This window comes from Sphingopyxis sp. PAMC25046 (genome assembly GCF_004795895.1).
Lineage (GTDB): Bacteria > Pseudomonadota > Alphaproteobacteria > Sphingomonadales > Sphingomonadaceae > Sphingopyxis.
In genome coordinates, this window is record NZ_CP039250.1 from 3,921,383 (window position 1) to 3,944,084 (window position 22,702).

At 66.2% G+C, this 22,702-nt stretch carries 24 protein-coding genes; 17 read left to right on the plus strand and 7 right to left on the minus strand.

Going from position 1 to position 22,702, the window contains the following annotated elements; translation table 11 throughout:
* Nucleotides 1-89: 89 nt before the first annotated feature.
* On the minus strand, nucleotides 90-803 hold the full coding sequence (locus E5675_RS21845) for a response regulator transcription factor (protein WP_247594682.1): 714 nt from the start codon (nucleotides 801-803) through the stop codon (nucleotides 90-92).
* Between the two features lie 87 nt (nucleotides 804-890).
* On the opposite strand from E5675_RS21845, the gene E5675_RS18380 reads away from it, so the two are divergent.
* Nucleotides 891-2,423: a class I adenylate-forming enzyme family protein gene (locus E5675_RS18380; protein ID WP_136175776.1), complete on the plus strand. Its 1,533-nt coding sequence runs from the start codon at nucleotides 891-893 to the stop codon at nucleotides 2,421-2,423.
* Nucleotides 2,424-2,758: 335 nt separating this feature from the next.
* On the opposite strand, the gene E5675_RS18385 is transcribed toward E5675_RS18380, so the two are convergent.
* On the minus strand, nucleotides 2,759-3,163 hold the full coding sequence (locus E5675_RS18385) for a DUF2141 domain-containing protein (protein WP_247594901.1): 405 nt from the start codon (nucleotides 3,161-3,163) through the stop codon (nucleotides 2,759-2,761).
* On the minus strand, nucleotides 3,114-3,872 hold the full coding sequence (locus E5675_RS18390; RefSeq protein ID WP_136175778.1) for a sterol desaturase family protein: 759 nt from the start codon (nucleotides 3,870-3,872) through the stop codon (nucleotides 3,114-3,116). The genes E5675_RS18385 and E5675_RS18390 overlap by 50 nt, the downstream gene beginning before the upstream one ends.
* Nucleotides 3,873-3,946: 74 nt before the next feature.
* Between E5675_RS18390 and crtY the strand changes: the two genes are divergently transcribed.
* The 9 genes from crtY to E5675_RS18435 are packed head-to-tail and all read left to right on the plus strand — an operon-like array spanning nucleotide 3,947 to nucleotide 12,877.
* Entirely contained in the window at nucleotides 3,947-5,104 is a 1,158-nt protein-coding gene (gene crtY / locus E5675_RS18395) for a lycopene beta-cyclase CrtY (RefSeq protein ID WP_136175779.1), read from the plus strand.
* Nucleotides 5,101-6,579: a phytoene desaturase gene (locus E5675_RS18400; protein ID WP_136175780.1), complete on the plus strand. Its 1,479-nt coding sequence runs from the start codon at nucleotides 5,101-5,103 to the stop codon at nucleotides 6,577-6,579. Before crtY ends, E5675_RS18400 begins: the two co-directional genes overlap by 4 nt.
* A complete protein-coding gene (locus E5675_RS18405; RefSeq protein ID WP_136175781.1) occupies nucleotides 6,576-7,157 on the plus strand; it encodes a TIGR00730 family Rossman fold protein in 582 nt (193 codons plus the stop codon). The genes E5675_RS18400 and E5675_RS18405 overlap by 4 nt, the downstream gene beginning before the upstream one ends.
* Nucleotides 7,157-8,116 carry a phytoene/squalene synthase family protein gene (locus E5675_RS18410; RefSeq protein ID WP_136175782.1) on the plus strand — a complete coding sequence of 320 codons (960 nt, stop codon included), beginning with the start codon at nucleotides 7,157-7,159 and terminating at the stop codon, nucleotides 8,114-8,116. The genes E5675_RS18405 and E5675_RS18410 overlap by 1 nt, the downstream gene beginning before the upstream one ends.
* Complete coding sequence (gene pnuC / locus E5675_RS18415; protein WP_136175783.1) at nucleotides 8,113-8,682, plus strand: nicotinamide riboside transporter PnuC; 570 nt, start codon at nucleotides 8,113-8,115, stop codon at nucleotides 8,680-8,682. Before E5675_RS18410 ends, pnuC begins: the two co-directional genes overlap by 4 nt.
* Nucleotides 8,679-9,197 carry an AAA family ATPase gene (locus tag E5675_RS18420; protein WP_136175784.1) on the plus strand — a complete coding sequence of 173 codons (519 nt, stop codon included), beginning with the start codon at nucleotides 8,679-8,681 and terminating at the stop codon, nucleotides 9,195-9,197. Before pnuC ends, E5675_RS18420 begins: the two co-directional genes overlap by 4 nt.
* 51 nt (nucleotides 9,198-9,248) lie before the next feature.
* Complete coding sequence (lnt, locus tag E5675_RS18425; RefSeq protein WP_210727562.1) at nucleotides 9,249-10,838, plus strand: apolipoprotein N-acyltransferase; 1,590 nt, start codon at nucleotides 9,249-9,251, stop codon at nucleotides 10,836-10,838.
* 52 nt (nucleotides 10,839-10,890) lie between these two features.
* Nucleotides 10,891-12,111 (plus strand): methionine adenosyltransferase, encoded by a 1,221-nt coding sequence (metK, locus tag E5675_RS18430; protein WP_136175785.1) that lies wholly within the window; start codon nucleotides 10,891-10,893, stop codon nucleotides 12,109-12,111.
* A gap of 52 nt (nucleotides 12,112-12,163) precedes the next feature.
* Complete coding sequence (locus E5675_RS18435) at nucleotides 12,164-12,877, plus strand: tRNA (guanine(46)-N(7))-methyltransferase TrmB (RefSeq protein ID WP_136175786.1); 714 nt, start codon at nucleotides 12,164-12,166, stop codon at nucleotides 12,875-12,877.
* Nucleotides 12,878-13,139: 262 nt separating this feature from the next.
* On the opposite strand, the gene E5675_RS18440 is transcribed toward E5675_RS18435, so the two are convergent.
* Entirely contained in the window at nucleotides 13,140-13,475 is a 336-nt protein-coding gene (locus E5675_RS18440; protein ID WP_136175787.1) for a hypothetical protein, read from the minus strand.
* An 83-nt stretch (nucleotides 13,476-13,558) separates the two neighbouring features.
* On the opposite strand from E5675_RS18440, the gene E5675_RS18445 reads away from it, so the two are divergent.
* Both E5675_RS18445 and E5675_RS18450 read left to right on the plus strand, forming a co-directional pair.
* Complete coding sequence (locus E5675_RS18445) at nucleotides 13,559-14,485, plus strand: LysR family transcriptional regulator (protein WP_136175788.1); 927 nt, start codon at nucleotides 13,559-13,561, stop codon at nucleotides 14,483-14,485.
* 271 nt (nucleotides 14,486-14,756) lie between these two features.
* A complete protein-coding gene (locus E5675_RS18450; RefSeq protein WP_136175789.1) occupies nucleotides 14,757-15,524 on the plus strand; it encodes a sulfite exporter TauE/SafE family protein in 768 nt (255 codons plus the stop codon).
* A 222-nt stretch (nucleotides 15,525-15,746) separates the two neighbouring features.
* Here E5675_RS18450 and E5675_RS18455 read toward each other — a convergent pair whose 3' ends face one another.
* Together E5675_RS18455 and ald are read right to left on the minus strand one after the other, a co-directional pair.
* Entirely contained in the window at nucleotides 15,747-15,980 is a 234-nt protein-coding gene (locus E5675_RS18455; protein WP_136175790.1) for a hypothetical protein, read from the minus strand.
* Between the two features lie 21 nt (nucleotides 15,981-16,001).
* Nucleotides 16,002-17,117, minus strand: a complete 1,116-nt coding sequence (gene ald / locus E5675_RS18460) for an alanine dehydrogenase (RefSeq protein ID WP_136175791.1) — start codon at nucleotides 17,115-17,117, stop codon at nucleotides 16,002-16,004.
* Between the two features lie 158 nt (nucleotides 17,118-17,275).
* Between ald and E5675_RS18465 the strand changes: the two genes are divergently transcribed.
* From E5675_RS18465 to E5675_RS18485, 5 genes are all read left to right on the plus strand, one after another.
* Nucleotides 17,276-17,743, plus strand: coding sequence for an Lrp/AsnC family transcriptional regulator (locus tag E5675_RS18465; RefSeq protein ID WP_136175792.1), 468 nt, complete (start codon nucleotides 17,276-17,278; stop codon nucleotides 17,741-17,743).
* A 103-nt stretch (nucleotides 17,744-17,846) separates the two neighbouring features.
* Entirely contained in the window at nucleotides 17,847-19,199 is a 1,353-nt protein-coding gene (locus E5675_RS18470) for a methyl-accepting chemotaxis protein (RefSeq protein WP_136175793.1), read from the plus strand.
* Nucleotides 19,200-19,252: 53 nt separating this feature from the next.
* Nucleotides 19,253-19,945 (plus strand): SDR family oxidoreductase, encoded by a 693-nt coding sequence (locus E5675_RS18475; RefSeq protein ID WP_136175794.1) that lies wholly within the window; start codon nucleotides 19,253-19,255, stop codon nucleotides 19,943-19,945.
* Nucleotides 19,946-20,917 (plus strand): 50S ribosomal protein L11 methyltransferase, encoded by a 972-nt coding sequence (locus tag E5675_RS18480; protein WP_136175795.1) that lies wholly within the window; start codon nucleotides 19,946-19,948, stop codon nucleotides 20,915-20,917. It abuts the gene before it with no gap.
* Nucleotides 20,918-20,979: 62 nt separating this feature from the next.
* Complete coding sequence (locus E5675_RS18485) at nucleotides 20,980-21,792, plus strand: hypothetical protein (protein WP_136175796.1); 813 nt, start codon at nucleotides 20,980-20,982, stop codon at nucleotides 21,790-21,792.
* 3 nt (nucleotides 21,793-21,795) lie between these two features.
* On the opposite strand, the gene phhA is transcribed toward E5675_RS18485, so the two are convergent.
* Nucleotides 21,796-22,668 carry a phenylalanine 4-monooxygenase gene (phhA, locus tag E5675_RS18490; protein ID WP_136175797.1) on the minus strand — a complete coding sequence of 291 codons (873 nt, stop codon included), beginning with the start codon at nucleotides 22,666-22,668 and terminating at the stop codon, nucleotides 21,796-21,798.
* Between the last annotated feature and the right edge of the window lie 34 nt (nucleotides 22,669-22,702).

The window sequence follows — 22,702 nt, forward strand, 5'->3', positions numbered from 1 at the left end:
CATCTCCGGAATCACTGGTTTCTTTATGTCGAAGATGAGTAGCAACCTGAAACTTTTGGTCAAGCAAGCTGGGGCTCGTGACAGGATCGTCAACCGGGGCGCGAGCGCAACGTATAGCCGCGCCCTTTCACCGTATGGAGCATCGGCCAGTCGAAACCGCGGTCGACCTTGGCGCGCAGCCGCGACATATGCACCTCGACCCGGTTGGTGCCGGGATCGAAATTGAGCCGCCACACGGCGCGGAGCAACTCGTCGCGCGATACCGGCCGGTCGGGAACGCGCGCCAGGTTCGCGAGCAGATCGAATTCGCGCAGTGGCAGGCGGATCAGCCGCCCCGCACGCTCGACGCGCCGGTCGATCAGGTCGATGCGCAGGTCGCCGGCTCCGAGTTGCCCGGCGGCTATGCGGCTGCGCCTGAGCAGACTGGCGATCCTCGCCAGCACTTCGGGCAGATTATCGGTCCATCCGACCGCATCATCGGCGCCGGCATCGAGCGCCGCCATCCGGTCAGCGGGCGAATCCCGATCCGAGAGGACAAGCAGCGGGCGCCGCCCCGCAATCGACCGCGCCAGCCGGACAAATTCGACCGGCTCCTGCCAGCCGAGGAACGGGTTGATCAGCAGAATATCGAAGCAGCTGTCGATCCATGTGCGGAGCCCGTCCACATGCTGCGGCAGCGTTTGCACGCCAAGGCCGGCGGCCTCGAAGGCACCGCCGAGCGCCCGGCCCCGCTCCGCCCGCGGATGATAGAGCGCGACCAGCAACTTCCTGTCGCCGTCCCCTGCAATATCCGATGAGGCCATCCGCATCCCCCGTCGTCGACGCAACATCTTGTCGCCTCGCCGCCCCACCGGCATTGCACCGCCTTTCGGCTGTGCTAGTCGATAGGCATGACCAGTATCGAAATGCTTGACGGCGACTTCGCCACCCTGCCCGACCTTGTCCGTGCCCATGCCGCGGAGCGTCCCGATGCCGTAGCGGCTGCGGACCCGTTCCGGCGGCTGAGCTGGTCCGAACTGGATCAATTGACCGACCGAATCGCCGCGCGGTTGCAGCAGGATGGGTTCGCCAAGGGCGACCGCACCGCGATCGCCGGCCTCAACAGCGTCGAGCAGATGGCGGTGATCCTCGGCACCTTGCGCGCCGGCGGCGTCGCGGGACTCGTCACCAACAGCGCGACGGGCGAGCAGATGGCGGCGATGATCGCCGACACCGGCGCGCGCCACCTGTTCCTCGACGACGCCGCGAAATCGAGCCTCGACGGGCAGGTCATCGCCGCGAGCGACCTGATCGCGATGGACGGCAGCGACGCGGGAACGCCGCTCGACGCCTGGCTGTCGCTCGCGGGCGCCAAACCCGTCCCGATCGATATCCGGCCCGAAGACGGGTTCAACATCATCTATTCGTCGGGCACCACGGGCACGCCCAAGGGCATCGTCCACAGCCATGCAATGCGCTGGCAGCATATCGTCCGTGGTGCGCCTGCCTATGGACCCCAGGCCGTGACGATCCTGTCGACTCCGCTCTATTCGAATACGACGATGGCGAGCTTCATGCCCACCGTCGGCTCGGGCGGGCAGGTCGTGCTGATGAAGAAATTCGACGCGCGCGGCTTTCTGGAACTCGCGGCGCGCGAGCGCGCGACCAACTGCATGCTGGTGCCGGTGCAATATCGCCGGATCATGGCGCTCGACGATTTCGGCAGCTTCGACCTGTCGAGCTTCGTGATGAAATATTGCACCTCGGCGCCCTTTCCGGCGGCGCTGAAGGCCGATGTTCTGGAGCGCTGGCCGGGCGGGCTGGTCGAGATTTACGGCATGACCGAAGGCGGCGCGGCGTTCATCCTTGAGGCGCATCAATTTCCCGACAAGCTCCACACCGTCGGCAAGCCGGCGCCCGGGCATATCGCGAAGGTGATCGACGAGGATGGCAACGAACTGCCGCAAGGGTCGGTCGGCGAAGTCGTCGGCCGCAGCCCCGCGATGATGACCGGATACAACAACCGTCCCGACGCGACCAAGGCGATGCACTGGTACGATAGCGAAGGAAATCTCTTCTATCGCCATGGCGACATCGGACGGATCGACGAAGACGGCTTTCTGACGCTGATGGACCGCGCGAAGGACATGATCATTTCGGGCGGCTTCAACATCTTCCCGAGCGACCTCGAAGCGATATTGATCGCCGACGATCGCGTCGTCGAGGCGGCGGTCGTCGGGATGCCGAGCGAGGAGTGGGGCGAAACGCCGGTGGCGTTCGTCGTGCTGAAACCCGGCGCCGATGCCGAGGCCGTGCGCGCCGACTGCAACGCCAAGGTCGGCAAGACGCAGCGGATCAGCGCAATTACGATGGTTGAAGAATTGCCGCGCAGTCCGATCGGCAAGGTGTTGAAGCGCGAACTGCGCGACGCCCACGCCGGGTGAACTGCAGGTAAGGAAGGTCTGAAAGCGACCGATAGTTGCCATCAAATCCTCCCTGTCGCGAAGCGATGGGGAGGGGGACCGCCGCCGCAGGCGGTGGTGGAGGGGCCGCGACGTTGCGCCATGAGCCCCTCCGTCAGCGCTTCGCGCTGCCACCTCCCCATGGCTTCGCCACAGGGAGGATATTTCCTCGTTCGTCACCCCGGACTTGATCCGGGGTCCCGCTTGATGTCGAAGACCGGTCGACGCCCCCAAAAGCGGGATCCCGGGTCAAGCCCGGGATGACGGAAGTGGAGAAGAGCAACGACAGCTCTCCACCCCTAAGCCGCCGCGTCCCCTCACAGCATATATTTCATCCTGATCGACTGGCGCATGTCGCCCGCCACCGCGAAGCTGGCCGATTTGAAGCTCGGCGGCCCGACGGTGATCGTCGGGTTGCGTGAAAAGCCGAAGCCCTCCTTCGGCAGGAAGATCGCCGTGTCGAGTTTGTTGTTGCTATTCTCGTCATGCACGACCGCGATCGCATAGGTTCCGGCGGCGGGTGCATGGATGGCGAAATTTTCCGCGTCGGCGGCCTTCACCGCCATGCGCACAGAGTTCGCATCCTTGCTGCAATCGGGAAAGGCCTTGCGGTTCGTGGTCAGGCAGACGAGGACCTGCCCCTTCGCGCTGCGCAGCCCGGTGACGCTGACCTCAACCGTCGGCGGCGGCGGGCTCGCGGCGGTCAGCAGCGCGGGCAAAATAGCCAAGCCCGATATCCGTGCCGCACGCCCTGTCCCAAAAGCGAAAATAAAGGCCATAATTCCCCCGGTAAGCCGCATGATGCGCCTGATGGTGCGTTGCGGTTATCAGCCATTTCCCTGCGGGTCCATGAACAAGCGCGCGCGGAAACATCTCCCACCCCATATGGTTGCCGACCCCCATCACCGTCATGATCGCAAGCACGAGGCCGAGCATCGCGACGTGGATGGGGACCAGAAAGACGAGCCCTGGAATGACGATGGCGCCGGTGATCGCCTCCAGCGGATGAAAGCTCATCGCCGCCCACGCGGTCGGCGGGCGGCTCGCATGATGGACCGCATGCGCGGCGCGGAACAGCGCCGGGCGGTGCATCCAGCGGTGCGTCCAGTAGAACCATGTGTCGTGGAGCAGGAGATAGACGAAGAGGCTGACGGGCAGATACCAGAGCGGATAGGCGCCGATGTCGGTATAGATGCGCGTCCAGTCATGTTCCTGCCAGCCCCAGGCGACGATGCCCGCCGGAATCCCATAAATGGCGGCGCTCGCGAGGCTCCATCCGATCTCGCGCTTCATCTGCGGTTCCAGCCCGCGATACAGGCCGGGGTGCCTCCACTTTGTCGCGAAGGCGAAGGCGCCGCTGGTGATCAGATAGCGCACGCCGACGATCGCGGTCATCGCGAGCGCGGAAAAAAGTATCGTCCAGCCGGTCATGGCGCAAGGCTAGCCGCTCGCCGCCGCGTTGCAATGGCTTTGCGCCCGCGCGTTCGGGTGGCTAAGGCGGATGGATGGCGGGGCAGAACATCGATAAATGCGACATCGCGATCGTCGGCGGCGGGCTCGCCGGCGGCCTTGCGGCGCTCGCGCTCGCGGCGAAGCGGCCCGACCTCGACGTGCGGCTGGTCGAACCGGGACCGGTCGGCGGCAATCACATCTGGTCCTTTTTCGACAGCGACATCGCAAAGAAGGACCGCTGGCTCGTCGCGCCGCTCGTGCGCCATCACTGGCCGCGGTACGATGTCCGCTTTCCCGGGCACGAGCGCAGATTGCGCATGGGATATAAGAGCATCACCGGCGAAGCGCTCGCCGAAGCGGTCGCGGCGGCGCTGCCCGCGGGGCATATCATCGCCGACAAGGCGAAGCATGTCGCGCCCGACCATCTGCTGCTGACGCGCGGCGGCCGGTTGTCGGCGAATCATGTCATCGACGCGCGCGGCGCGGGCAAATTTCCGGGGCTCGATTGCGGCTGGCAGAAGTTCGTCGGACAGGCGCTGACGGTGAAGGGCGGGCATGGCGTCGACCATCCGGTCGTGATGGACGCGACCGTCGAGCAGCTGGACGGCTATCGTTTCGTCTATCTGCTGCCCTTCGATGCCGAGACCTTGTTCGTCGAGGACACTTATTACGGCGACGACGCCGACCTCGATGCGGGGGCGGTGCGCGAACGCATCGCCGCCTATGCCGCGGCGCAAGGCTGGAAGGTCAAGGCGACGACGCGCGAGGAAAACGGCGTGCTGCCCGTGGTCATCGCGGGCGATTTCGAGCGGCTGTGGCCGGCGTCCGACCGCACCGCGCGGATCGGCGTGCGCGCCGGCCTGTTCCACGCGACGACCGGCTATTCGCTTGCCCATGCCGTGCGCACCGCATCAGCGTTGCCCGCGCTCGTCGACCGGCCCGATCTTGCCGCCGTCCTGCGCGGCCGCGCGGCGGCGGCGTGGCGGCGCCAGCGTTTCTACCGGATGCTCGGCGCGATGCTGTTCCGCGCGGCCGAGCCCGGCGCGCGTTTCCGCGTCTTCGAGCGTTTCTACCGCCTGTCGCCGCGACTGATCGCGCGCTTCTATGCCGGTCGCTCGACGAGCGCGGACAAGCTGCGCCTGCTCACCGGCAAGCCGCCGGTTCCTGTCGGCCGCGCGATCGCCGCGCTGGCGAAGCTCGACTGGCGATGACCCGCCGCGCCATCGTCATCGGCGCCGGTTTCGGCGGGCTCGCACTAGCGATCCGGCTGCAATCGGCGGGCGTCGCGACGACAATCGTCGAGGCGCGCGACGCACCCGGCGGCCGCGCCTATCACTGGAAACGCGACGGTTTCACCTTCGACGCGGGCCCCACCGTCATCACCGACCCGCCGTGCCTCGAAGAGCTCTGGGCACTCAGCGGGCAGAATATGGGGCAGGACGTCGAGCTCGTCACCGTCACGCCCTTCTACCGCCTCAACTGGCCCGACGGCACGAATTTCGACTATTCGAACGACGAAGCGGCGCTGCGCGAGGAGATCGCGAAGCTCCATCCCGCCGATGTCGCCGGCTACGACCGCTTTCTCGAATATTCGAAGGGGGTGTATGAACAGGGCTATGTGAAGTTAGGCGCGGTCGCCTTTCTCGACTTCGCTTCGATGGTCCGGGCGGCGCCGGCGCTGATGAAATATCGGGCGTGGCGCAGCGTCTATGCGATCGTCTCCTCCTATGTGCGCGACGAGCGGCTGCGGCAGGCGCTCTCCTTCCATACGTTGCTCGTCGGCGGCAATCCGATGACGACGAGCGCCATCTACGCGCTGATCCACACGATCGAGAAGGAGGGCGGCGTGTGGTTCGCGCGCGGCGGCACCAATGCGCTGGTGCGCGGCATGGTACGCCTGTTCGAGCGACTTGGGGGGACGCTACGCCTCAACGATCCGGTGGCGCGGATCGACACGGCGGGCGACCGCGCGATCGGCGTGACGACACAGGGCGGCTGGCATGGCGAGGCCGACATGGTCGCGACCAACGCCGATCTGATGCACAGCTATCGGGATTTGCTCGGCGGCCATCCGCGCGGGAACAGCGCCGCAAAGAGCCTGTCGCGTAAACGCTGGTCGCCCTCGCTTTTCGTCGTCCATTTCGGTGTGAAGGGCGATTATCCCGACATCGCACACCACAGCATCCTGTTCGGGCCGCGCTACAAGGGACTGCTCGACGACATTTACGGTGGCAAAGTGCCTGATGATTTCTCGCTCTACCTCCACCATCCGAGCATCACCGATCCCGGCATGGCGCCGCCGGGGCACTCGACCTTCTATGCGCTCGCCCCCGTCGCGCATCTCGGCAAGGCGCAGGCGGACTGGGACGGTGACTTCGGCACACGATTCGCCGACGCGATCCTCGACGAGGTCGAGCGCCGTGTCGCGCCGGGCCTCTGCGCCAACCTCGTCACGCGCTTCCACTATACCCCCGCCGATTTCGGCCGCGACCTGTCGGCGCACCTCGGCAGCGCGTTCAGCCTCGAGCCGGTGCTGTGGCAAAGCGCCTGGTTCCGCGCGCATAATCGCGACGACGTGATTTCGAATCTTTACTTCGTCGGCGCGGGGACGCATCCGGGCGCGGGTATCCCGGGGGTGGTCGGAAGCGCCAAGGCGACCGCCCGATTGATGTTGGAAGATATATGAAACGCCTTGCCGTCTATTGCGGGTCCGCGACCCCCGAAGATCCGATATATATCGAAACCGCGCGCCACGTCGGCCGCACGCTGGCGACACGAGGTATCGGCGTCGTCTATGGCGGCGGGCGGCTCGGGCTAATGGGCGCCGTTGCCGACAGCGCATTGGAAGCCGGCGGCGAAGTGATCGGAATCATTCCCGATGCGCTCGTCGGCGCCGAGGTCGCGCACCGCGGCGTCACCGAACTCCATGTCGTCAGCGGCATGCACGAGCGCAAGAAGATGTTCACCGACCTCTCCGACGGCTTCCTCACCATCCCCGGCGGCGTCGGCACGATGGACGAACTCTGGGAAGCGATCAGCTGGGCGCAGCTCGGCTATCATGCAAAGCCCGTCGGGCTGCTCAACGCAGCGGGCTTCTATAACGACCTGATTGCGTTCAACCGGAATATGATCGAGGTCGGTTTCATCCGCCCCGCGCACGCCGGGATCATGATCGTCGACGCCGGGCTCGACGAACTGCTGGACAAGATGGCCGCCTATGTGCCGCACAAGACGATCTTCGCGATGAAGGCCGAAAACCTCTGATGACCGAGGAGGGGGTCTATGACGCACACGCCCTCCACGGTTTCGCGCACGACAGCATCGCGCGCGGATCGAAAAGCTTTGCCCTGGCGAGCCAGCTCTTCGACCGCGAAACGCGCGAGCGCGTCTGGCTGCTCTATGCCTGGTGCCGCGCCGCCGACGATCTGACCGACGGACAGGATCATGGCGGCGCGATGAAGCCGGGCCACGACCCCGCCGCCGCCGTCGCGCATATCCGCGCGCAGACCGACAAGGCCTTTGCCGGCGAACCGACCGGCGAGGCCGCCTTTGACGCGCTCGGCTTCCTGCTCACCGAGGTCGCCATCCCGCGCGCGGTGATCGAGGACATCATCGCGGGGTTCGAGCTCGACGCCCGAGACTGGCGCCCGCGCAGCGAGCAGGACCTTTTGCGCTATTCCTATCATGTCGCGGGCGCCGTCGGGGTCGCGATGGCGCTGGTTATGGGGATCGACGCGCAAGACGAAACGACACTCGATCGCGCCTCCGACCTCGGCATCGCCTTCCAGCTCGCCAATATCGCACGCGATGTCGCCGAGGATGCCGCCGCCGACCGCTGTTATCTACCCGTTGAATGGATGGTCGAGCTCGACATCCCGCCGGGGCAGCACATGCACCCGGCCTTTCGCGGACGCCTGTCGGTGATGGCCAAATGGCTCGCAGAGATGGCCGGGGAATATGAGGCGTCGGGGCGCTGGGGCGCACGCAAGCTGCCTCCGCGCAGCCGCTGGGCGGTGCTCGCCGCCGCCGGCATCTATGGCGACATCGCGCGCGAGGTGCGCCGCCGCGGCGACCATGCGTGGGATCATCGCGCGGCCTCGAGCCTGCTCGCCAAGCTCGGCTGGATCGCGCGCGCCGGCTGGTCGGTGCTGCGCCGTCCGCCGCAGCGGCGGATCAGCCGCGACGGGTTGTGGACGCGTCCGCGCCGCGAACCGTCGGCATGAGCCCGATCGAGGGGCTCGCGGCGGCGCTGGTCCTCGTCAACGTTGCGCTCGTCGCGCTGCGCAGCGTGTGGAACTATCCTTTCGCGCTCGTCGCGGTGACGCTCTATGCCTTCGTCTTCTTCGAAGCGAAACTTTACAGCGACATGCTGCTTCAGGGCTTTTTCTTCGCGCTCAACCTTTACGGCTGGGCGGCGTGGACGCGTGCGCGCGACGAGGGCGGCGTACCCGTACGCTGGATGACCGGCCGCGCCCGCCGGGGCTGGGCGCTGGCAACGATCGCCGCCTGGGCCGGTTGGAGCTTTGCGATGGACCGATATACCGACGCCGTCGCGCCATGGATCGACGGCGCGATCGCGATGCTCAGCATCACTGCGCAATGGCTGCTCGCGCGGCGGCGCGTCGAAAGCTGGTTCCTCTGGATCCTCGTCGACCTGATCGCCGTGCCGCTCTTCGCCGCGCGCGGGCTATATGCGACGAGCGCGGTCTATGTCGTGCTGCTCGGCCTGTCGATCGACGGGCTGATCCAGTGGCGCCGCGCCGCCGCGACGGGCCGGGTGGCGCTGTGACGCGCCATATCTGCCTGCACGGGGCCGAAAGCACCGGCAAATCGACGCTCGCTCCGCGCCTCGCGCTGCGGCTTGGCGGCCTCGTCGTCCCCGAATATGGCCGCACCTATGCCGAGACCAACGGCACCGACCTCGACGAGGTCGACCTGCTCGCGATCTTCGACGGGCATCGCGCGGCGACCGAGGCCGCACTCGCGCAAAAGCCCGAATGGCTCGTATCGGACACCGATCCGTTGATGACGCAGGCGTGGGCGATCATGCTGCTCGGCCGCCGCCTGCCCGAAATCGACCTGTGGGACGCGGTAGCCGACCTCTATCTCGTCCCCGCGATGGACCTGCCCTGGCAAGAGGACGGCACGCGCCTGTTCGGCAGCGAACTGGCGCGAGCGCAATTCATGGAGGTCGCGATCGGCGAACTCGACCGGCGCCGGCTTCCATGGACGTGGGTCGAGGGCGAAGGCGATGCGCGGGTCGAGAGTGCGCTGGCGGCGATCGAGGCGGCCGGGCTGAGCTAACGGCCGCTATCGTCATTGTCGGAGCTCCGCCGCGCGGCTAAAGCAACGCGCGTGACAGCGCATTCCCTCCGCATCGCCGCTTTCGCCGACCATCGGCCAAAGCTTCTCGCCCTGTTGCTGGGCGCCGTTTCGGCGACGGGGTTTGCGCCGCTCCACCTCTGGCCACTGACGCTGCTGGCGCTCGCGGGCTGGATGGCGCTGGTCGCACGAAGCGCGGGCGGCTGGCGCACGCTGGGGATCGGGTGGGCGTTCGGCGTCGGTCATTTCGTCGTCGGTCTGAACTGGATCGCGACCGCGTTCACCTATCAGGCGGCGATGCCGGCGTGGCTGGGCTGGATCGCGGTCGTGCTGCTGTCGCTTTATCTGGCGGTTTATCCCGCGCTGACGGCATGGGGTGCCTGGCTGGCGAAACCGAAGGGCGATACGCATTTCGCGGCGCCGTCCTATCTGCTGGCCTTCGGCGGGTTCTGGATTCTCACCGAGTGGCTCCGCAGCTGGATTTTTACCGGCTTCGCATGGAATCCGATGGGGGTGATCACCGTCCCGCACGCGGCCATGCCCGCGCGCTGGATCGGGACCTATGGCATGAGCGGGATCGTTTTCCTGCTCGTGGGGGTGCTGATACTGGCGTGGTTTCGCCGCCGCGTCGCCGCCACCGCGCTATTCGGCAGCGTGCTGCTTTTCTGGGGCGCAGCTTTCGTTTCGCAACTGGGCGGCAGCGCCGACGCCGCCGTCCGATCCAAGGGCGTCGTCCGGATACCCATCACCGTCGTCCAGCCCAATGTCGGGCAGGAGGACAAGTGGGAAGGCAGCAAGGCCGACGCCAATTTCGCCAAGCTCGCGCGGCTGACGACGCCGAAGGACGACATACCGCGGCTGATCCTGTGGCCCGAAGCCGCCGTTCCCGATTATCTCGAACGCGGCTATCCGTCGATCTACTACGACCGCTCGCCCGCCGAAGCGCGCGCGCGGATCGTCAGGTTGATGAACCCGAACGACATCATGCTGCTCGGCGCGCTCAAGCTCGAACTCGACAAGGCGGGCGGTGTCGTCGGCGCCCGCAATGCGGTGATGACGGTGCATGCCGACGGCACGCTGGGCCCCCGTTACGACAAGGCGCATCTGGTGCCCTACGGCGAATATCTGCCGATGCGGCCGATCCTGTCAGCGATCGGCCTGTCGCGGCTCGCGCCCGGCGACATCGATTTCTGGCCCGGCCCCGGGCCGCGCACGCTCGACCTCGGCGCCTTCGGCCGCGCGGGCCTGCAGATCTGTTACGAGATCATCTTTTCAGGCCAGGTCGTCGATCGCGCCCATCGCCCTGATTTCATCTTCAACCCATCGAACGACGCCTGGTTCGGCAGCTGGGGCCCTCCCCAGCATCTCGCCCAAGCCCGCCTCCGCGCGATCGAGGAAGGCTTGCCCGTGATCCGTGCGACTCCCACCGGGATCAGCGCGGTCATCGATGCCGACGGGCGTATCGTCGAATCGCTGCCAATGCACAAGGCGGGTCGCATCGACACGAAGGTGCCGACCGCGCGCGCTCCGACGCTCTTCGCCCGCTTCGGCAATAGTCTGCCCGTCGGTTTCGCGCTGCTGTTGCTCGCGCTGGCCATTGCGTTCCGGCGCTCGGGACGCTAACAGCGCGCGGACATAAAGCATCCTTTATATTCGATTTCGAGAAGGCTTTCCCATGCGCAACAGCTTCCTTTTCACCTCCGAAAGCGTGTCGGAGGGGCACCCCGACAAGGTCGCCGACCAGATTTCGGATTCGATCGTCGACCTGTTCCTGTCGAAGGATCCCGAGGCGCGCGTGGCGTGCGAAACGCTGACGACGACGCAGCTTGTCGTGCTCGCGGGCGAGATTCGCTGCAAGGGCGTGTTCGAAAATGACGCTTGGGCGCCGGGCGCGCTCGAGGAGATCGAGGCGACGGTCCGCAACACTGTGCGCGAGATCGGCTACGAGCAGTCGGGCTTCCACTGGCAGAGCTTCCGCTTCGAGAACAACCTTCATGGCCAGTCGGCGCATATTGCACAGGGCGTCGACGAAAGCGGCGACAAGGACGAAGGGGCGGGCGACCAAGGGATCATGTTCGGCTATGCGTCGGATGAGACCCCCGATTTAATGCCCGCGACGCTCGATTACAGCCACAAGATTCTCGAGCGCATGGCCGCCGACCGCAAGGCGGGCACTGCGCCCTTCCTCGAGCCCGACACCAAGAGCCAGGTCACGCTGCGCTACGCCAACGAGCGCCCGGTCGAGGCGACCGCGATCGTCGTGTCGACGCAGCATGCACCGGGCTATTATTTCCACAATGGCGAAGGCGACGAGGCGAAATATAGCGAGCTGCGCAAATATGTCCTTGGCGTGATCGCCGATGTGCTCCCCGCCGAACTGCTCACCGCGAACACCGTCTATCATATCAACCCGACCGGCCGCTTCGAGATCGGCGGACCCGATGGCGACGCGGGGCTGACCGGGCGCAAGATCATCGTCGACACCTATGGCGGCGCCAGCCCGCACGGCGGCGGCGCGTTCAGCGGCAAGGACCCGACCAAGGTCGACCGCTCGGCGGCCTATATCACGCGCTATCTGGCGAAGAATATCGTCGCCGCGGGCCTCGCACGCCGCTGCACGATCCAGCTCTCCTATGCGATCGGCGTCGCCGAACCGCTGTCGATCTATGTCGACCTGCACGGCACCGGCACCGTCGAGGAAGGCCGCATCGAAGCCGCAATTCCCGGGCTCGTGCGCCTGACGCCCAAGGGCATCCGCACCCACCTCGGACTCAACAAGCCGATCTATCGGCAGACCGCGGCCTACGGCCACTTCGGCCGCACCGCCGTGGGCGATGCCTTCCCGTGGGAGCGCACAGACCTCGTCGACAAGCTCAAGGCGGCGCTCGCGGCCTGATGTGGGCCGGGGGCGCTTGCCGCCCCCGCTTCGCCGCGCTAACGGGCGCGGCATGACTGCGCATAAACCCGGCGATCCGACCACCCTCAACCGCCTTTACGGCCGTTCGAAGGGCAAGCCGCTGCGCGCGGGGCAGCAGGATCTGGTCGATACGCTGTTGCCGCAGATCGCGGTTCCCGAAGTTGGCGAAGTTTCCGCGGAGCGTCTGTTCGGGCAGGCATGTCCGTTGCATTTTGAAATCGGTTTTGGCGGCGGCGAGCATATGGCGGGGCGCGCCGACATGCTGCCCGACCATGGCTTCATCGGCGCCGAGCCGTTCATCAACGGCGTGGCGCAGGCGTTGGTCCATGTCGCGGGCGATCATGGCGCCAGCCTGCCGCTCGGCAACGTCCGCATCCACCATGGCGACGCGCTGGAGGTGCTGCGGCGGATTCCCGACGGCGCGCTGTCTTTCGCCTATCTGCTCCACCCCGACCCCTGGCCCAAGGCGCGCCACGCCAAGCGGCGGATGATGAACGACGGCCCGCTCGACCTGATCGCGGCGAAACTGAAGCCCGGCGGCGAGTTCCGCTTCGGCACCGACCATCCCATCTATCTGCAGCACGCGCTGATGGTGATGCGCCGCCACCGCCACCAGTATGAATGGCTGGCGAAGGACGCGCGCGATTTCCAGCAGCGCCCGGGCGGCTGGCCCGAAACGCGCTACGAAGCCAAGGCGCGCGCGCAGGGGCACGAGGTCTGGTATTTCCGCTACCGGCGGATCTAGTCCCTGGATTCGGGTTTCGCGGCCCTGGCCTGCCGCAGCCGATTCTCGCGCATCGCGAGTTCTTCGTAGCGGCAAAGCGGCACCGGAGGCTTCGCGGCGCGGGATGTTTCGCGGCGGGGTTTCTTGCCGGGCATGACGGCGGATCCTAACCCGCGCACCGCGCATAAACAAATGGGGCGGCCTCGTGTCGAGTGCCGCCCCAGTTTTGTGGATCCGTCGGGGAGAGGGAGAGGACGGTTCCGGAGATTGGTGTCTTGGTGTCTTAGCGCGAAGCCATCTGGCTGTCGGTTTCGACTTCGGCGACGCCGGCGATCTTGAGCGCGGCGCGGAACTGCTTGGCGGCGGCGCGTTCGTTACCCGCTTCGCACAGCTTCTTGCCGGTCGAAACGAAGCGCTTGGCGCTCGACTGCTTGCTGCCCTCGATGCCGCTCGCGGCGACATGCGCCTGTTCGGCGAGACCGGCGCAGCGATAATCGCCGCCCGACTGGGCATAAGCGGGAGTCGCCGATGCCATCAGGCCGGTAAAAGCGAGCGCCGAGGCGGCGACGACGGCAAAGGCGGTGGGAAAGCGGCGGAAAGAGGAGAGCTGATAGGCCATGGGAGAGGTTCCTTTCGTTTCGTTGTGCAACCTTTATAGGCGCGGTTGCGCACTTAGATAATCCTCTATAATCTGCAAGTGCTTTGAAGCAGGATTTAACAATCCCCCAAGGGGCGCTCGACGGGATCGAAGCCTTCCTGCGTGTCGCGGAAAGGCGCAGCTTTTCCGCCGCCGCCGCCGACCTCGGCGTCTCCCCCTCCGCGATCAGCCAGACGGTCAAGGCGCTCGAAGCGCGCGTCGGCGCGCCCCTGTTCATGCGCACGACGCGCAGCGTCGGCCTGACGCAAGCGGGCGAGATGTTCCTCGAACGCGCGGCGCCCGCCTATACCGGGCTGGCCGACGCCTATGAAGCGGCGCGCAACCTCGGCAACCGGCCCGCGGGGCGGCTGCGGATCAATTTGATGCGCGGCGCGGTGCAGCCTTTGTTCGAGCCGATCATCGCGGGTTTTTGCGAAACCTATCCCGATATCGAACTCGAGATCTACGCCGACGATGCGCTGGCCGACCTTAGCGCCGGGGGTTTCGACGCCGGGGTGCGGATGGGCGAATCGCTCGACGCCGACGTGATCGCCGTCCGCCTGACCGGCCCCTTCCGTTTCGTCGTCGCGGCGGCGCCCGCCTATCTGGCGAAGCACGGCCGCCCCGAAACCCCCGAGGAGCTGCGCGACCATCGCTGCGTCCGCTTTCGCCTCGCGACCGGGGCGCTGATGCCGTGGACGTTCGAGAAGGGAAACCGCGAATATGACGTCAGCGTCACCGGGCCGGTGATCGTCAACGACTGGATCGCCGCGCTGGTCGCGATCCGCGCCGGCGTCGCGATGGGCATGATGGCCGAACCGATGGCGAAGGCAATGGTGGAAAACGGCGAGCTCGAACTGGTGCTCACCGACTATGCGTCGGCGACCTCGGGCCTCTTCCTCTATTATCCCGGCCGCAAACAGGTGATGCCCAAGCTGCGCGCCTTCATCGATTATGTGCGTGAGTATCTGCCCGACGAGATCTCCGCCTAGGACCGGCCGACATTCAGCCCCCGGCGGCCTGCAAATGGCGGCCTTCCGCGCTTCCGGTGCTCACGTGCAAAAAGCACGCTGCGCTCCGGGTCACGGAAAACCACCATTTTCGACTCACCGGGAGCTGAATCTCAACCCGTCCTGAAGGCTGTCCCCTCGATAATCGGCCCGGCGCGGAAACAAATCCCTTTGCCGCCAGCAGAAAAATTGGGCTGGCGCATTGCCCCAAATCGCGGCAGCAAGTTGTCAACTAAATGAGTTGGGATGAATCATGATCGATCTTGCGGCCATCGACTTTACCGCACTCCTGCCGTTCATCCTGATCGGTTTTGCGGCGCAGCTCGTCGACGGCGCGCTCGGCATGGCATTCGGGGTGATCTGTAACACGCTGCTCGTTGCCGTGCTCGGCGTCCCGCCCGCCACCGCGTCGGCGCGCATCCATGTCGTCGAGATTTTCACCACCGGCGTGTCGGGGCTGAGCCATGTGTTCCACCGCAACATCGACTGGCCGCTCTTCTTTCGCCTGCTCGTCCCCGGGGTGATCGGCGGGGTGCTCGGCGCCTATGTGCTGTCGTCGCTGCACGCCGAGGTCGTGAAGCCCTTCGTGCTCGGCTATCTCGTTCTGATCGGGATCTGGTTGCTGATCCGCGGCGTGCTCTATCCGCCCAAATTTTCGAAGCCCAAGGTCGTCGGCCCGCTCGCGGTGGTCGGCGGCTTTCTCGACGCCGCGGGCGGCGGCGGCTGGGGCCCGGTCGTGACCTCGAACCTGCTCGTCCAGGGCGGCGAACCGCGCAAGGTCGTCGGCACGGTGAACAGCGTCGAATTCTTCCTCGCGGTCGCGGTCTCGCTCGCCTTTATCTGGCACCTCGGTATCGACGATATTCTCGGCCCGACGCTCGGCCTGATCATCGGCGGCGTCGTCGCCGCACCGATCGGCGCGATGATGGCGAAACGCTTCTCGCCGAAGGTCATGCTGATGCTGGTCGGCGTCGTGCTGACCGCGACGAGCGCGTTCGGGCTGTACAAGGCGCTGGTTTGACGGTCGTGACGGCGGGTTACGGCCGGTTGCGGACCTGTCCTGCATCGTCATCACCCCGGACTTGATCCGAGGTCCATGACGTCCGCGCCGCAGTGGATCCCGGATCAAGTCCGGGATGACGAAGGACCGAACGACCGGTAGTTGCCATTGCCCACCCCGGAAACCGCCGACGGGGCCTCAGGCGGCGCACGGCCGCCCTCTCCAACCGGCGTTCAGTCCGAATTACCTGATCTTGTCGCGGTTCGCATAGAGCAGCGCGGCGATCACCGCGGCCGAGCCGATGCCGATGCCCGCTGCGGCGGCGGTTTTCCAGCCACGCTTGCCCTTTGCGGCTTCCCGGTCGGCCGCCTCGGCGGCGTCGGCCGCTTCCTTTTGCTGCTGCAACTCGCGCGAGGCGCGCAGCACTTCATTTTCTTCTTCCTCTTCGGGCGGGGGAGGCGGCACTTGGTCGGTCATCGTCTCTGTCGTTCCTTGTTGTCAGGCGAGTGCCTGTTCGACAGGCACATAATCGGTTCCGATCGCTTCGGCTACGGCCTCGAACGTCACCTTACCGTTCCAAACGTTCAAACCCTGCGCAAGATGCACGTCGCGTTTCAAAGCCTCTTTCCAGCCGAGGTCGGCGATGCGGAGTGCATGCGGCAGAGTGACGTTGTTGAGCGCATAGGTGCTGGTGCGCGCGACCGCGCCCGGCATGTTCGCGACCGCATAATGGACGATGCCGTCAACCACATAGGTCGGGTCGGCATGGGTGGTCGCGTGGCTGGTCTCGAAACAGCCCCCCTGGTCGATCGCGACGTCGACGAGCACCGAGCCGGGGCGCATCGTGCCGAGCATCTCGCGCGTCACCAGCTTGGGCGCCTCGGCGCCGGGGATCAGCACCGCGCCGATGACGAGGTCGGCCTCGGCGACGCATTCGGCGAGGTTGGCGCGGTTCGAGAAACGCGTCTTTGCCCGCGCCTCGAAAAAGGTGCCGACGCGTTCGAGCACTTCGGGATCGCGGTCGAGGATGGTGACGTCGGCGCCGAGACCCGCCGCCATCTGCGCCGCGTTGAAGCCGACCACGCCGCCGCCGATCACGCAGATCTTGCCCGGCGCCACGCCCGGAACGCCGCCGAGCAGTACGCCGCGGCCGCCATGCGCCTTTTCGAGCGCGGTCGCACCGGCCTGGATCGACATGCGGCCCGCAACCTGGCTCATCGGTTTCAAAAGCGGCAGCCCACCGTGCGGGCTGGTGACGGTTTCATAGGCGATGCAGACGGCGCCCGACTTCATCAGGTCGCGCGTCTGGTCGGGATCCGGCGCGAGGTGGAGATAGGTATAGAGGATCTGGCCGTCGCGCAGCATCGCGCGTTCGACCGGCTGTGGTTCCTTGACCTTCACGACCATGTCGCACTGCGCGAAAATCTCTTCGGCGGTCGCGACGATCTCGGCACCCGCCTGTTCGTAGAAGCGGTCGTGCGCGCCGATGCCTTCGCCCGCGCCGGTCTGGACGAGCACGCGGTGGCCGTGAACGACGAGTTCGCGCGCGCTTTCGGGGGTCAGGCCGACGCGATATTCGTGATTCTTGATTTCCTTGGGGGTGCCGATGATCATGGTCGCTCTCCGAATATTGATGTCGCCGACGGTCGTCCTGCGCCGCCGAAAACTTGTCGGCGCTTTTAGCAGAAATGCCCCGCGAGGTGCTTGCATATGCCGCCCGGATTCGCGAGGATTACGCACGGATTATGCGTGAAATGGCCCGAGGACGCACAATGATCGACCGAATCGACGCAAAGCTGCTCGACTTGCTGCAACGCACCGGCCCGCGTCCAGCCGCGGAGCTGGGCGATATCGTCGGGCTTTCGGCCTCGGCGTGCCATCGCCGCATCCGGGCGCTCGAGGCGGCGGGGATCATCACGGGCTATACCGCGAGGCTCGACCCCGAGAGCATCGGGCTGGGCCTCGACGTCTTCGTCGACATCAGCCTGACGTCGCAGAGCGAGGAGGCGCTGACCGCGTTCGAAAGCGCGGTCAAAAGCTTCGACGAGATATTGGAATGCCAGCTGCTTTCGGGTGCGTCGGATTACCGGCTGCGCGTCGCGGCGCGCAATGTCGCCGATTTCGACCGATTGCACCGCCACTGCCTGTCGCGCCTGCCCGGCGTTGCGGCGATGCATAGTGCCTTTGCGCTGCGCACGATCAAGGCGTTCGAGGGCTATCCGGTCCCTGCGGCCGGTTAACACCGCCTTTACCACTTCTATCGCATATCCCGTTCACCAGTTCCGCGGGATGCGTGGCGAGCGGCAGACTAGCGCGTTTGGGATCGATCAGGAAGCCAAGATCATGGTGAAGGAAAATCCGATTCATAAGCAGCAGATCGATCCGATTTTGATGTCGGAACGTTTTCCCTTTTACGATCTCGACGGCCAGCTCGCCGCGTGCGGGGCCGAAATCCACACGATCATCGCCGGCCGCGAGGATGCGGTCGCGCGCGCCTATTGGGACGCGTTCAACAAGCTGCCGAGCGTCGACCGCAAGGTCGAAGGCGAGCTTTACGACAGCTATGTCCGCGGCAGCGCACGCCATACCTTCACCAAATATGCCGACGCCGCGGGGCAGGAGGTCGCGACGATCGCGTGCCAAAACACGCATATGGCGCGGCGCGTGAAGCTGCCGCTCGCCTCGGTCATGTCGTGCATCGCCGAGAGCCATCGCCTGACGATCGAATATGTCGTCGAGGCGTGCGTCGGCGATGCCGAGCGGCTCGCGCGGCTGACGAGCGCGATCAACCGTCTCGCGCTGCTCGAATTCGACATCATGCAGCGTTATGCGGCGAAGCTCGACCGCGCGGTGTTTTCGAGCGAGCGGCAGACGCTCGCGGGCGATTTCGACCGTTCGATCGCCTCGCTGGTGCAGGATACCGACGGCGTGCGCGAACAGCTCGCACGACAGGCGGCCTCGGCCGACCAGGCGGCGAAGGGCATGATCGCCAAGACGAGCGAAGTCGCCGCCGCATCCGAACAGTCGGCGATGGCGATGCGCGAGGCCGCGTCGACCGCCGCGGGGCTGATCCGTGCGATCGAGGATGCGCGCAGCGAAGTCGAAGCATCGGCGAGTGTCGCGACGCGCGCGTCCGAACAGGCGGGCGAAGCCGTCGCCATGTCCGAAACGCTGTCGCACCACGCCGAATCGATCGAATCGATCCTCGGCCTGATCCGCGAGATCGCGGGGCAGACCAATCTTCTCGCGCTCAACGCCACGATCGAGGCGGCGCGCGCGGGCGAATCGGGCCGCGGCTTTGCCGTCGTCGCGCAGGAGGTGAAGAGCCTTGCCAACGAAACCGCGCGCGCGACCGACGATATCGCAGGCAAGATCACCGCGATCCAGCAGGCGACGCGGGGGTCGGTGAGCGCGAACCAGTCGATCCAGCAGACGATCGTCGAGGTGCAGACCTCGGCGCAGCGCATCCGCGACGCGATGGACGCGCAGGCGCAGACGGTCACCTCGATCACCGCCGCCGTCGACGAGACCGCGCTCGCCGCCGACAGCATGTCGTCGACGATCGCGAGCATCCGCAACGATTCGGGCATGGTCGCGAACGAGATCAGCGTGCTGAGCCAGGAATTCGCCAAGATGGGCGGGCGCCTCCAGCAGCTGGAACAGGCCGCGAGCGAATTCAGCCGCCGGGTGGCGTAAACACGCGCTCCTCTTTTCTTGGCAAGCCCTGCCCCGCTGCCTAAGGCGAGGGCATGAGCACGCATATCCTGATCACCGGCGCGAGCCGCGGCATCGGTGCCGCGATCGCGGAGGCACTGACCGGCGACGCGACCAAAGTCGTCGCGCTGTCGAGCGCCGATGGCGACCTGTCCGATCCCGCGACCCCCGACCGGCTGTGGCAGACGAGCCTCGACAAGCTCGACGGCCACATCGATGTGCTTGTCAACAATGCCGGCGTATTCGAGCGCAACCCGCTGGGCGACGCCAACGCCGACTGGCTCGCGAACTGGAACCGCACGATGCAGGTCAATCTGACCGCAGCTGCGCAATTGTGCCGCCACGCGGTGCTGCATTGGCACGAACGCGGCGCTCCCGGCCGCATCGTCAATATCGCGAGCCGCGCCGCCTACCGCGGCGACAGCCCCGCGCACTGGCATTATGCAGCGTCGAAATCGGGCATGGTCGCGATGACCAAGACGATCGCGCGCGCCTATGCCAAGGATAGCATCCTTGCCTTTGCGATCTGCCCCGGCTTTACGATGACGGGCATGGCCGACGACTATATCGCGAGCCGCGGCGGCGACAAATTGCTCGCCGACATTCCGCTCGGGCGCGTCGCGATGCCGGGCGAGGTGGGCGAGATGGCGCGCTGGTGCGCGATCGATGCGCCCGCGTCGATGACCGGCGCCGTGCTCGACGTGAACGGCGCGAGCTATGTGCGCTAGATGAGCTGGATCGTCTCCCTCCCCTGCACGCGCGACGAGGCCGAGGCGCTGTCGGGCGAAATTCCCGAGCTCGACGCGATGCCGGAGGCACCCGTCGTCGTGACGCGCGAGATCGACGAAGACAAGGGGCTGTGGCAGCTCGACGCCTATATGGACGCCAAGCCGGATGCGGCGCTGTTGAAGCTGTTGCAGTCGTTCGTGCCGAGCGCGAAAGGTCAGAAACCCGTCGTCGAAGAATTGCCCGAAGAGGATTGGGTGACCCTGTCGCAGCAGGGGCTCGAGCCCGTGCGGGCGGGACGCTTTTTCGTCCATACGAGCAGCTACGCCGACCGCATACCGCCGGGGACGACACCCTTCCTGATCGACGCGAGCCAGGCGTTCGGCACCGGCGGCCACGATACGACGGCGGGCTGCCTTGCCATGCTCGACCGGCTGGCTCGGCAAGGCGCGAGCCCGCGCAACGTCGCCGACGTCGGCACCGGGACGGGGCTGCTTGCGTTCGCGGCGATGGCACTGTGGCCGCGCGCGAAGGTCATCGCGTCGGACATCGACCCCGCGAGCATTTTTGTGACCCGCGACAACGCCGGCATCAACGGCGTGCCCTTGGGCCGCGGCGGCGGACGGCTCGCGCTCGCGGTGGCGCCCGGGACCGACCATCCCGCGATCCGCCACCGCGCGCCCTACGACCTCGTTATCGCCAATATCCTTGCAGGGCCGCTGATCACGCTTGCCCCCGATATCGCAGCCGCGACCGCGCCGGGGGGCCATGCGATTCTCGCGGGGCTGATCGCGCGCCAGATGGAGCCGGTGCTCGCGGCCTATCGCGCGCAGGGCTTTCGCCTCGCCGCGCGCGGCGGCAGCGCCGAATGGCCGTGCCTGCTGCTCGTCAAGCGCCGCCGTTACGGCTGGCGGCGCAGGGAACGCGCGCTGCACCGCGCCAGCCCGTCGGATGCCAGTTTCGGGAGCTGGTAGCCAAATAGTTGAATTTTACCGGTGGCTTGCTAGCTTTTGGCACGTCATCGGGAGAATCGGCCATGAGCCTGTTTGCCGCCCTCGCCCTGCTCGCCGCCGCGCCCATTGCCGGCGACGATCCCGATTCGATCATCGTCACGGGGACGCCGCTGACCCGCGAGGAAGCAAAGAAGCGCGCGGCCGAATATGTGCGCCGCTCCGGGGTCGTGCAGCTCAAACCGCTCGCGCGATGGGTAGACCCTGTTTGTCCACACACAATAGGGGTCGACGATCATGTGGCCGCGATCGTCAATGCACGCGTCCGCGCCGTCGCCGCTGCGGCGGGTGCCGATGTCGCCCCAGCCGAATGCCGACCCAATATCGTCGTCGCTTTCAGCGCGGACGGGCGCGCGCTCGCGCGTGCGGCGCGCCGCAAGGCGCCCCAACAGTTCGCCGAGCTAGGGCCCGTGGCGCGCGACCGCGTGCTCGACGGGACGGGTGCGATCCGCTGGTGGTATACGACGCGCGACGAGAGCCGCGACGGCATGCCGATCAATGATTATTATATAAAGCTCTATAACAGCAGCATCGTCAGCACGCAGGTCGTGCGGGCGCTGCAGACCGCGACGGTCGTGATCGACGTCCATCAGGCCGATGGCACCCCGCTTGACTCGGTCGCCTCCTACGCCGCCATGGTCGCGCTCGCCGAATTCCGGAGCAATCCCCCGCCGCCGAAGGAGTCGATCCTCGCGCTGTTCGACGGCGAAACCGAGCGCCGCGAACTGTCGCGCCACGACGCGGCGCTGCTCCGCGGTATCTATACCGTGCCGCCCGACCGCGAAGCCTTTCAGCAGCGGCGTCAGCTGATATCGACGGTGCGCAAGGAAAGCGAGTGAGCGTCAGCCGCTCTTGGCGAGGGCATATTCCTGCGTACCGCGGGTGATCACCGCGTCGCCGGGCAAGATGTCGGCGATCGGAATCGGCGGCAGCGCGGCGTTGGCGGCATAGAGCGGCGCGAAATCGGTGTTCACCGTCGTGCTCAGCAGCTGGTCGAGGCTGTCGATGACAAAATAATTCTGCTGGAAATCGTCGATCCGGTAGTCGGTGCGCATCACGCGCGCGAGGTCGAAGCCGATGCGGTTCGGGCTGTCCGAATCGAGCGCGAAGACGCTTTCGGCGAAGGACGAGACGATGCCCGCGCCATAGATGCGCAAGGCGCCCGCCTCGCGGATCAGGCCGAATTCGACCGTATACCAGTAAAGCCGCGCGAGTTGCTTCAGCGCATCGAATTTAAGGCTGCGCAGCCCGCCCTCGCCATAGGCGACCATATAGTCGGCGAAGACCGGGTCGGCGAGCATCGGGACGTGGCCGAAGACGTCGTGGAAGACGTCGGGTTCCTGGAGGTAATCGAGCTGTTCGGGCGTGCGGATGAAATTGCCCGCGGGAAAGCGCCGGTTCGCGAGATGGTCAAAAAACACATCGTCGGGGACGAGGCCGGGCACCGCGACGACCTGCCACCCCGTCGCCGCCGTCAGGCGCGCATTGAGTTCGCGATAATCGGGAATGCCCGGCTTTTCGAGGCGTAGCACGTCGATGCCGCGCAGAAAGGCTTCGGACGCGCGGCCGGGCAGCATCTCCGACTGGCGCGCGAAGAGGCGATCCCACATCGCATGTTCGTCGGCGGTGAAGGCGTCCCAATCTTGCGGAATCGTCCAGTCGGCCGCGGCGCCCGGCGGCGGCGTGTCGTGGACGTGGGTAAACTGGCTTTCCATAGGACAGCTTCTATCATCAATATGGTTTCAAGTG